We start from the raw sequence: 12120 nt of genomic DNA, 5'->3' as shown, positions 1-12120 counted from the left end.
CATTTAGTTTTTGCTCTGTATATAAAACTAATAGATATCATCTTAGTTCAATATGAATTTCCTTTCCCAATCCTTTTACTTCCTTTATATATAATTTACTGTTACCGCACTTACTGCATTTCCCTTCATATTCCCAATAGTCATTTTCCATCTCATAACAGCATTTTTGCCATAATATTATTTCTATAAGCTCTTCAGAATATCCTGTCCTATTTGATATAAAATCAAATTCCTCATCATTACTATAGTCCATACTTCTAGAGTCCATTTTTGCTACAAATACTTCGTCCGCATCTACAATTTCACTTACAACCTCACTTAATGTAATATTTTTATAAAAGCCAGTTAAATCTTTTCTTTTTTCAAGTCTCCCAAATATATATTCTTTTATATTTTTAACCTCTTCTTCATCAAATTCAATATCCTCTAAATCAAGCCACTTTATCTCCCAACATATGTCGCTAAGCTCATCATGAAAATCCCACCCCATACCATTAGTGTCATCTACAACAGCTTTTAACCTTTCCTTAAAATTATTACAAATTTCCGAATCATCCTGTTTATTAATGGCACTTACTACTGCTTCATACATAGCTGCAACACTATTGTAAAATGCTTCATTTATATCTCCATAGGTATTTGTAAACTCAATGCTTATCTCAACATAATAAAGCATTAACTCTATGGTAAGTTTTTCGTTAGAGAATAGCTTTTTGAACTCATTAACAGCTTTCTTTGCATCACTTATTTTAAATTGAATTTTCATATTTTTAGGAAAAAACACATTATAAATCTTATTTTTGTATGCTTCGAAAATTTTCTCTATGTTATCCTGACTGCCATATTTTACGCTTATATATTCCTTTAACAGTGGGATAGTTTTATAGCTTTCTATTAACAATTCCAATAGCTCTTCTCTGCTTTTTTCTTTAAGTATATTTTTTACTTCTGTTTCACTTAATAAATGCTCACCGTTTTTCATTTTCTTCATCTCCGTTACTTGCTTAAAATTATCGCACTATTGGTGCTAGCTTTTAATAATATAGCATTTTGCATTTCATCAATATAAGAATTTCCAACATTTATTTATCTACTTTTTATTTCTTCTAGTTTCTCTGTTAGGCATTTTTATATTAGGATCTATTACTAAATTTATAACGTCATCTTCAGCTAATTCCATAAGTTGTTCTTCAAGACTAGTCATTCCTACTGTATTAATTGTAAGCAGTTGAATAATTTTACTTATAGCAAATATTATTAAAGTTAAAACTATGCCTAAAAATAATGTACTAAAACCAACCAACCCCTTAAATTTAATAAAGCAAATTATAGCTGCAATTATTGTAATTAATAACGTAATACTTCCTAAGAATGTCTCTGTGTTCATTATAAAATCTAAACAAAAGACAATTCTAAATTATTACCGCTTCAATAATTATAAACCGCTTAATTCATACAAATTACTTAATTAAGCGGTTCTATATATGTTACAAATATTACATTTTCCCCATAACCTCTGCAACAACGCCAGTTCCAGTAAAATTATTTCTTAATAATTCAAGATACATCCTGTTTCCAAACATGCCTCCTGTCATACTATCTACTGATTTCATCATTCTTAATAGTATAAGTTTTTGTGATTCTATCGGCATTTTAGTTTTTTCAGCAATTCTGTTAAATTCATCAAATATATCTTTTTCAATTTCGTTAAAAGTATAGATACTTCCTCTTCCATCTAAATAATAATATATTTTTGTATAGCAACAACTTACAAATTCATCTGTAACGTCTTTATGATTATAATATTTTTCAAACATAAATTGTTCAAAAGGTGCTACTAATCGCAGTATTTTCTCATCTTGATATATGTCTTCAAATTCATTATTAAAAGATTCTTTTACAAGCTGCATTATTTGTTTTTTATTTTCTTTAATCTGACCTTCAACTAAATAATTGCAATTATTTGTGCATTGTATTTCCGATTCCTTCTTACTTCCACAGCAAGTTGAACAAATAATTTCATTTAAAGCCGGACATTTTCTTGAAAATTTAATTTTTTTATTACAAAGTATACATTTTGCCATTTAATAGTTACCTCATTTCTTTAAACTTGTTATATATCTTTTGTTTGTTTTTATAAGTTAATACCTTCCTCTTCTCTTAAATCCATAGATTTTCTTTAATCTTTCTAACATTTCAAAAACTACAGGGCATACACTAGCAAAATCAACTATATTAAGTAAACTGAATAATCTTTCTGGCTTATTTGTAAATGGGTACTCTCTACATCCTTCTGGTTTACACTTTTCAATCTGACAAGCACCATTTTCAGTTAGAAAACAGCATGGCTTACCTTTTAGATCATATCCATTTATAGTCTCCTCTATATACTTATTCATAAATTCTTTCTTTGTTATTTTAAGCAGCTTAGAAACTTGATCTATTTCATTTTCTTCAAAGGTTACTGAATACACTTTACAGCAATTTCTGCATTTACTGCAATCATACACTTTAAATAATTCATTATGTAACTCCAAAAATTGTTCATCTAATTCATCTGAATCTGCATGATTTTTTAAATATGTACGAAATTTATAGTTTTCTCTTTCAACCTTTTTAAATTCTTCTTCTACTTTTGATGGTTCTATCACAATATCTTCTCCTCTACTATTTTCTACAACATTTTTTGTACTTCTTACCAATTCCACAAGTACACAAATTGCTTCATCCTATTTTAAAACTTCAAATTCCCCTTTAAATGCTCTCTTTCTAGAATGGATTTTTTTATAATGCTCTATAATATTTATCTTTGCACCTACATTACCTCGTGACTCCATAGTTTCTCCTAGTGCAGATATTAACAGTGCTGCTTTGTAATAACTTCCCCTAAAACCTCCTTCTACAACTGCATCAGTCCTTTTATCAACCTCCTAAACAGATTTTAATTTATTTATAGCACCATTTATCATTGAACGCACTTTTCTTACTTCAACTACTTCCCATTTTGTTAAGAATCTTATAAAGCTTATATTTTTGCTTTAACCTTTCCTATACCTCAGAAATCATTACTTCCTTCCCCTTAAACACAATAGCAAGCTTTATTATATCTCTGACCCCACAATTTATAAGTTCCTCATCATATTTCATCCTATTTATTTGCTTTAATGCTTCCTCTTTTCCCTGCTCTATTGTTTCCTTTGACAATACATTTATTTTCTTAAATTCAATAATAATTCCTGGCTTTGATATATCCTTTGGAATTATCATTACATCGTATCTTCCAAAACCACTTTCTTTATTTGACTTCACTTCATGAGTGTTTGAAATAGAAACAAGCATTCCAAGTACAAAAGCGTGGTATACTTTCTCTGGTTCTTTTCCTGATACGTCAAAATAGCTCAAATTATTTATTACAAATTCCTGAAAAGCATAGCCAAAGTTTTCTATGTCGCCAGTAACTAAATTACTTAACATTTCTTCATACTTTTGATTAGTCATAGCTTCCTGAAACCATTTTACTATTAAATTTTCATAAAATATATGAACCTCTTCATTTGGAATTTGAAGTTCACAATTTAATCTTCCTCTTATTAGCTCTGTATTTACAGCCTTCAAATAGCCGCTTAAAAGTAAAAAGCTCCATATATTTTGATTGGAATCTTCAACCTCTGCCATGACTATAGTATCATCAATTACCTTATTTATGGATTTTCCTTCAATGAGATACTCTAGATCTAATTTTATTTCTTTATCTCCTTTTAATAGAAGCCTTTTTATAAGATCATTGCCGCTGCTATTAATCCAGTATGGCATAAATCCATCTCTTACATTTTTTAAATAATTTAAAACTGACCAAGGATTATACATTGTTTCTCCAGCAAAAATATAACCATTATACCATTTCTTTATATTTTCCATATCTTCTGTCTCATTGTAGTAATCAGCTAGTTTTTCTACTTCTTTTTCTGTAAAACCAAATTTATCATTAAAATTATATCTTAAAATAGTATTTACTTCTAAATTGTTTAAACCTGAAAAAATACTTTCCTTTGCCACTCTAAGAATACCTGTTATTAATGACTTTTCAACATATGGATTATCCTTTAAGGCCGCTGTTAATAAATTTCTTATTAGGACTATCATTTCATTGTAGTATCCTCTAATATATCCTTCCTGTATTGGCACATCATATTCATCTATAAAGAGCATTACCTTTCTCCCATAATGCTTGTTCATATACCCCATAAGGGAACTTATTGCCTCTGATATATTTCCTATAGAAGCTTTTCTTGAAATTATTTCTTTGAAATCATTTTTATCAAATTCAGTTAACTTATCACTATCCAGCAAATATTCATGCTCTTTATACAAATTTGATAACAAAACTTTTATTCCATCTTCAAAATTTTCAAAGGATATATGCTTTTGATTTTTAAAAGTAATGAAGATAACAGGATATTCTCCCTGCAGCTTCATTATTTCCTTTTCCTTTTCTATTTTTAAGCCTTTAAACAAATCCTTAGTTTCTTCCTTAGTCCTTATGTCAAAAAAATATTTAAGCATACTTAAATTTAATGTCTTTCCAAACCTTCTAGGTCTTGGTGTCAATATTATTTTCGCACCATTTTCTATAAATTCTTTTATCAATAAACTTTTATCTACAAAGTAATTATTGTCTTCTATTAATTCTTTAAAATCTGATGTTCCTACTTGTATTTTCTTCATTAATGCACCTTCCTTATATTGGCATTTCTATTTTCACACTATGATTTTCCTAATTGTATTATAGCCTATAAATTAGTTATTTAAAATTATAAAAATTTAAATATCAAAGACAAGAAAACTACTGTAGTTCCTTGTCTTTGATATTTCTTTAATAATTTTATCTTTTATCATAGTTCCCACAGTTGTATTTCCATAATATTTACCATTAAAGGTGGGAGTGTTACAGCTGGTAGTCATCGGATAAATTCGGTTCCGCATATTTTGCAGATAACTTTGTCTACAAAATCTTCATTTGGAACTTCCTTAATATATAACTTGCTGCTTCCACATTTACTACATTTTCCTTGATTATATTGCCAATAATCATTTTCCATTTCATAACAGTATCTTTGCCATAAAATCAGTTCTATAATTTCTATGGAATATCCTGTTTTTTCTGATATAAAATTATACTCATCATCATTACTATAGTTTCCACCTTTTGCTTCCATCTTTGAAAAAAAGACTTCATCTGCATCAATAATTTCACTTACTACCTTATTAATATCTATTTTTTCATCAAAATTAGGAATATTATTTCTTCTTCTAAGTCTATTCGATATGTATTCTTTTATCTGAGTTAATTCTTTATCATCAACTCCAATATCCTCTAATTCAAGCCATTTTATTTCAGCATAATATTCTCTAAGAATGTCATGAAACCCCCATCCTATTCCACTAGTATCATCAACAACAGCTTTTAATCTATTTCTAAATATACTAAATATTTCTGGATTTTTATATTTATTAATAGAATTTACTACAGATTTATACATACTTTCAATACTACTATAAAAACTATCGCTTATATCTCCATAAGTGTTCGTAAACTCAACACCCATCTCAACATAATAAAGCATTAAATCAACTAAAAGTTTTTCATCTGAACACAACTTTTTAAAATCATTAACTGCTTTTCTCGCTTGCCCTATTTTAAATTGTGCCTTCATGCTTTTTGGAAAAAACACATCATGAACTTTATTTTTATAAACTTCAAATATTTGCTGAACTGTATCATTATTTGAATATTTAACAGTTATATATTCCTTTAACTGTGGAATACTTTTATAACTCTCTACAAGCAATTCTATTAATGTCTCTCTACTTTGTTGGTTAAGTATATTCTTTACTTCAGCTGCACTTAATAAGTATTCATTCTTCTTCATTTTCTTCATCTCCATTATTACCATTCCTCACTTTTAACTTGTCATATTCAATTATTTCCTATACCTCAGAAATCATTACTTCCTTGCCCTTAAACACAATGGCAAGCTTTATTACATCTTTAACCCCACAATTTATAAGCTCCTCATCATATTTCATCCTATCTATTTGCTTTAATGCTTCCACTTTTCCCTGTTCTATTGTTTCCTTTGACAACACATTTATTTTCTTAAATTCAATAATAATTCCTGGCTTTGAGATATCCTTTGGAATTATCATTACATCATATCTTCCAAAACCACTTTCTTTATTTGACTTCACTTCATGGGTATTTGAAATGGACACAAGCATTCCAAGTACAAAGGCGTGGTATACTTTTTCTGGCTCTTTTCCTGACACATCAAAATAGCTTAAATTATTTATTACAAATTCCTGAAAAGCATAGCCAAAGTTTTCTACGTCGCCAGTAACTAAATTACTTAACATTTCTTCATACTTTTGATTGGTCATAGCTTCCTGAAACCATTTTACTATTAAATTTTCATAAAATATATGAACCTCTTCATTTGGAATTTGAAGTTCACAATTTAATCTTCCTCTTATAAGTTCTGTGTTTACAGCCTTCAAATAGCCGCTTAAAAGTAAAAAGCTCCATATATTTTGATTGGAATCTTCAACCTCTGCCATAACTATAGTATCATCAATTACCTTATTTATGGATTTTCCTTCAATGAGATACTCCAGCTCTAATTTTATTTCTTTGTCTCCTTTTAATAGAAGCCTTTTTATAAGATCATTGCTGCTGCTGTTAATCCAGTAAGGCATAAAGCCTTCTTCATTGTTATCAATATAATTTAAAACAGACCATGGATTATATATTACTTTTCCTCCAAAAATATATCCATTATACCAATTTTTTATTTCTTCTATGCTGTCTTCTAAATTATAATATTCTACAAGCTCTTTCATTTCCTCTTCTGTAAACCCAAATTTATCGTTAAATCTGAAGCTCAATATGGAATATACTTTTAAGTTATTTAAACCAGAAAAAATACTTTCCTTTGCAACTCTAAGAATACCTGTTATTAATGACTTTTCAGCATATGGATTATCCTTTAAAGCCGCTGTTAGTAAATTTCTTATTAGAACTATCATTTCATTGTAGTATCCTCTAAGATATCCTTCTTGAATTGGCACATCATACTCATCTATAAAGAGCATTACCTTTCTTCCATAATGCTTATTCATATAACCCATAAGAGAGCTTATTGCCTCTGATACATTTCCTATGGAAGCTTTTCTTGAAATTATTTCTTTAAAATCATTTTTATCAAATTCAGTTAACTTATCACTATCCAGCAAATATTCATGCTCTTTATACAAATTTGATAATAGAACTTTTATTCCATCCTCAAAGTTTTCAAAGGATATATGTTTTTGATTTTTAAAAGTAATGAAAATAACAGGATATTCTCCCTGCAGCTTCATTATTTCCTCTTCCTTTTCTATTTTTAAGCCTTTAAATAAATCTTTAGTTTCTTCCTTAGTTCTTATATCAAAAAAATATTTAAGCATACTTAAATTTAATGTCTTTCCAAACCTTCTAGGTCTTGGTGTCAATATTATATCTGCTCCATTTTCTATAAATTCCTTTATCAATAAACTTTTGTCTACAAAATAGTTATTTCCTTCTATTAACTTTTTGAAATCTGATGTTCCTACTTGTATTTTCTTCATTAATGCACCTTCCTTCTTTATATTGGCATTTTTATCCCATCGCTACCATTGCTAATACCCTCACCTTCTTCAAGTGGGGGATAAGCACTGCTACGCGCCTGGATAAGTTCTTCTAAGACTCAGCTGGGTAAAATGCCTAAATGGCATTTTACGAGCCTTGCTCCGGTAAAAGGTATTCCTCACAGGCAAACTCCACCTGAGTCTAAGAATCACTTGATTTTCCCATAATGATTTTCTTAATTGTATTATAGCCTATAAATTAGTTATTTAAAATTATAAAAACATATCCTTATCATTTAAATTACTTTCATTAAGGCATATGAAAGTAAATAGCAAGTCAAAGATGTTAGTATATTTTGTGTCAGACAAGGAAACAGGTTCCGCTGATAGTTGTTCTATCAAAGGGTTCTGTTGACGCAGTATGACACAAAATATACTAACATACTGACTTGTTATTTTTTTGAATATGCCTAAGTAATTCAAACCCTTTTTCTTTTAAAATATTGTATACTTGGAATCCAGTGTTCATCCAATCCTATGCCTAAGAAATCATTGCTTATTTGATCTTAAACACAATGGCAATCTCTATTATATATTTTACATTGCAATTTATAAATTCCTATTCATATTTCATCCTACTGATCTGCAGGTATTAATTTCCATGAATTAGAAATGTCCAGAAATAAGTATAAATATTTTTACATTTTTCATATAATTTCATGTCAAATATAAAAATATTATAATAAATTTTAAAATATATCATTTAGACCATAACAGAATCAAAAATCATATTTTGAAAAATCAGATAAAAGAATGATTATTATCTTAAAAAATATTTTTCATTTAAACCAGATAGGAATAATATGGAGCAAAAATGTGAAAATAGGCGTATATACAGTGTAAATTAAAAATATAAATTGATAATAATATATAAATTTTAATTTTAGATAAAATTGGCTATTATGTCTATTCTTAATATGACATTAATGATTTTATCTTAATATAATCATGCATATAGCATTATATGTTTTTTATGTGCTATAAAGAAAATTTTTTATTAGGTTGGCTAAAATTACACTTGAAAGTTTGTCTTTAAAATACATAATGAATAAACTGTCTGTATGAAATATAAGTTTCATAAAATTATGACAAGTGAGAAGGTTATGACAAAGATAAAAGAATCATAAAATTATGCTAACATACTATTTATATCCAATAATTAATTGTCTTTATAATTTATTATTATTATTATTTTTGAAAGGGGCTATTTTAAATGGAAAAAGAAGAGTTAACACGTGGCCTGAAAGCACGTCATATTGAATTGATTGCTTTAGGTGGCACAATTGGGGTAGGCTTGTTTATGGGATCTGCTAGTACTATCAAATGGGCAGGACCATCGGTATTATTGGCTTATGCAGTAGCAGGTATTGCTATGTATATAGTTATGAGAATCATGGGAGAAATGCTATATCTTGAACCATTGACTGGTTCTTTTGCAACCTATGCAAATAAGTATATATCTCCTTGGGCTGGCTATATGACAGCATGGTGTTATTGGTTTATGTGGATAGCTGTTGGTATGTCCGAAGTTACTGCTATAGGAATTTATATGAATTATTGGTTTCCAGCTCTGCCAGCTTGGATTCCAGCTTTAGTAGGTGTAGCTATTCTTGCTGCTGCTAATATGACTTCAGTTAAGTTTTATGGTGAATTTGAATTCTGGTTTTCAATGATTAAGATCATTACGATTATTGCTATGCTATTAGTTGGATTTGGTTTGATTTTCTTTGGTATTGGTAACCACGGTACAGCCGTTGGTTTAGCAAACCTTACTGTAAATGGTGGTTTCTTTGCTGGTGGTTGGAAAGGTTGGCTATTTGCTTTATGCTTGGTAACAGCATCTTATCAAGGTGTAGAACTTATTGGAATAACAGCCGGAGAAGCACAGGACCCAAAAAACACATTAAGAAAAGCAACAAAAAATATTATTTGGCGTATATTGATTTTCTACATCGGTGCTATATTTGTAATTGTAACTATTTATCCTTGGAATAAAATAAGTGCACTTGGCAGCCCATTTGTTTTGACTTTTGCTAAGGTTGGAATTTCTGCTGCTGCTGGTATTATCAATTTCGTTGTGTTGACAGCTGCAATGTCTGGTTGTAACAGTGGAATTTACAGCTGCGGTCGTATGCTTTATACATTAGCAAAAAATGGGCAGGCTCCTAAATTCCTTGGAAAAGTAAACAAAGAAGGTGTACCAGTTAATGCTCTTAGAACAACTTTGGCTTGTTTACTATGCTGTGTAATTTTAAATTATCTTTGTCCAAATTCTAAATTATTTGTTTATATCTATAGTGCCAGCGTACTTCCAGGAATGGTTCCATGGGTTGTTTTATGTATCAGTCAAATAAAATTCAGAAAAGAACATGCAGCCGAAATGGACACACATCCTTTTAAATCAAGGTTATTCCCATATGCTAATTATGTTGTAGTGGTTTATCTTTGCTTAGTTTTAATCGGTATGTGCTTTAATTCCGATACACAGATTCCTCTATTAGTTGGAGCTATTTTCTGTATCATCGTTACTATTGGATACTTTGCTTTTGGTATTAACAAAAAAGCTGCTCCAGAAGTAGAAGAATTGTAAGATAAAAAGTTAAATAAAATGATGAAAGCACCATCAGGGGTTTTATAACTCATGATGATGCTTTTGTTATGTGGTTGTATTATCTGATAATGCACCTTCCTTCTTTATAAGGAGGTTTTTATTTTCCCATAATGATTTTCCTAATTGTATTATAGCCTATAAATTAATTATTTAAAATTGTAAAAAGAATTTCCTAATATCCTTTATTTTTAAGCTCTGATACAATTTCCACATATTTTTCTATTACATCGAATCCCTTATAATCTTCTCTTCTTAAATCTATAATGTCTCCGTGAGAGATTCCACGCCTTCCTTTATTTCTAAATATTCCTTTAAATTCGCCCCATTTTGCAGAATCAATTGCTACTAGTCCATCATTTTCACCTTCCGTAAGCTTTACAAAAATATAAGGTATTGCTACTACATAATCGCTGAAGATATTCTTTACTACTGATGTATAACTTTGATAATATACTTGTTCTACATCCTTTACCTCTTCATTAAATTTTTTGCTATGATAGGTTGAGAACTGTCTGCTTGCAGTGTAAAAATCAGGATTCTTATCACCTAAAAGTCTGTAGTATTTATCAAAAACCCTAGCAACAGCTTTGTAGATTTTATCAGGAATTTTACAGGCAATATCAACAAACTTACAGCCTCTATGTGGTGAGGATATCATGGTTAGAGACGCTACATAGTCCCCCATCTCTAATTTATTAATCATATAACGTGCATCCAGTCCTCCTTTTGAATGTGCAATAATATTCACCTTTTCACAGCCTGTTTCTTTCAATATATCAAGGATTTTATTTTTAATGTCCTTTGCATTGTACTCAACTGTTCCCCAAGCTTCTTGATTACCATAATAGACCGTTGCTCCATTTCGAATTAATTCTTTAGGTATCCTTCCCCAGTAATTAATGTATTTTAAATCTCTGAATCCAACACCATGAACTAATACTAGAGGATATTTTGTTTTACAAACTGCTGAATCAACTCGTGCTTCATGATTAATTACTTTATAGCACTCATGATCGTATTCCATTGCTGCAATATGACAAGCATATAACATTATAAAAATATTTATAATAGGAATGAAACTCCAAAATCCTACTATAAGTCTTTTCACAATATTTAATCTCTTTGAAGTACACAAAATTCGGAGCATTCCATTTACAAGTAAAGTAATAATAGTTAATACAACAATAATACTATCTATAATTATAATTTTTTTAGGAATTCCAAAGTTTTGTATTGTAGCACGTGATGTTAAATATATTACCGTTTGAATAAGAGCTGTATATAATCCATATAAAACAATACGTCTTCCACCTAACATCACCCTTAGTCTTAAATTTACAATTTGCTTTTTTGTATTTGGAGCTATGTTTACTTTCATCCAAAGATAAGAGATGAAAACAATCATCGCCGTTAAAATAATCCATTTACATATGAAATTATCTTGTCCAATTTTAGTACGCTCGCTAAAAAAATGCCCTAATAAAACAATATGAGGAGCAAAAATAAAAAATATATACATGAAGCTTTTATGTAATACATTTAATTTTTTAGTAATATCTAAACCTATGATACAAATTACTATTAGCGTTAATACAAAAGTTATTATAGAAGTTACCATAATTATCCCTCTCCTTAGCTGTCATTTTTAATCACTACCAAATTTACTCCTTCAAAATTCCTAAATTAATACCTGAAATAGTAGTCTACATATAAAAATTGTATAGCAATTTTACACAAATCACCATGAAATTTTTACCATTTACAATTCAAATATATTTATTCAC

10 protein-coding genes are annotated in these 12120 nt (G+C 29.1%); 1 reads left to right on the top strand and 9 read right to left on the bottom strand.

Annotated elements, in window-relative coordinates:
• Window positions 1-37: 37 nt before the first annotated feature.
• From HBE96_RS10275 to HBE96_RS10235, 8 genes are all read right to left on the bottom strand, one after another.
• Complete coding sequence (locus HBE96_RS10275) at window positions 38-982, bottom strand: DUF6155 family protein (protein WP_169297678.1); 945 nt, start codon at window positions 980-982, stop codon at window positions 38-40.
• A gap of 108 nt (window positions 983-1090) precedes the next feature.
• The gene (locus HBE96_RS10270; protein WP_169297677.1) at window positions 1091-1387 is read right to left on the bottom strand and encodes a hypothetical protein; all 297 of its coding nucleotides are present in this window, start codon (window positions 1385-1387) and stop codon (window positions 1091-1093) included.
• Between the two features lie 109 nt (window positions 1388-1496).
• Entirely contained in the window at window positions 1497-2084 is a 588-nt protein-coding gene (locus tag HBE96_RS10265; protein ID WP_169297676.1) for a hypothetical protein, read from the bottom strand.
• A 57-nt stretch (window positions 2085-2141) separates the two neighbouring features.
• Entirely contained in the window at window positions 2142-2651 is a 510-nt protein-coding gene (locus tag HBE96_RS10260; RefSeq protein ID WP_169297701.1) for a YkgJ family cysteine cluster protein, read from the bottom strand.
• A gap of 16 nt (window positions 2652-2667) precedes the next feature.
• On the bottom strand, window positions 2668-2718 hold the full coding sequence (locus tag HBE96_RS26840) for an SEC-C metal-binding domain-containing protein (protein ID WP_169297700.1): 51 nt from the start codon (window positions 2716-2718) through the stop codon (window positions 2668-2670).
• 330 nt (window positions 2719-3048) lie between these two features.
• Window positions 3049-4725 carry an AAA family ATPase gene (locus HBE96_RS10245; protein ID WP_169297675.1) on the bottom strand — a complete coding sequence of 559 codons (1677 nt, stop codon included), beginning with the start codon at window positions 4723-4725 and terminating at the stop codon, window positions 3049-3051.
• A 233-nt stretch (window positions 4726-4958) separates the two neighbouring features.
• A complete protein-coding gene (locus tag HBE96_RS10240) occupies window positions 4959-5930 on the bottom strand; it encodes a DUF6155 family protein (protein WP_169297674.1) in 972 nt (323 codons plus the stop codon).
• 58 nt (window positions 5931-5988) lie between these two features.
• Window positions 5989-7665, bottom strand: coding sequence for an AAA family ATPase (locus HBE96_RS10235; RefSeq protein ID WP_169297673.1), 1677 nt, complete (start codon window positions 7663-7665; stop codon window positions 5989-5991).
• 1273 nt (window positions 7666-8938) lie between these two features.
• Here HBE96_RS10235 and HBE96_RS10230 point away from each other — a divergent pair.
• A complete protein-coding gene (locus tag HBE96_RS10230; RefSeq protein WP_169297672.1) occupies window positions 8939-10315 on the top strand; it encodes an amino acid permease in 1377 nt (458 codons plus the stop codon).
• 193 nt (window positions 10316-10508) lie between these two features.
• Here HBE96_RS10230 and HBE96_RS10225 read toward each other — a convergent pair whose 3' ends face one another.
• Window positions 10509-11954: an alpha/beta hydrolase gene (locus HBE96_RS10225; protein WP_169297671.1), complete on the bottom strand. Its 1446-nt coding sequence runs from the start codon at window positions 11952-11954 to the stop codon at window positions 10509-10511.
• Window positions 11955-12120 lie beyond the last annotated feature (166 nt).

Source organism: Clostridium muellerianum, from assembly GCF_012926525.1.
Taxonomy (GTDB): domain Bacteria; phylum Bacillota; class Clostridia; order Clostridiales; family Clostridiaceae; genus Clostridium_AM; species Clostridium_AM muellerianum.
The sequence above is the reverse complement of the archived record's forward strand: the minus strand, read 5'-3'. Positions and strand labels throughout refer to the sequence as shown.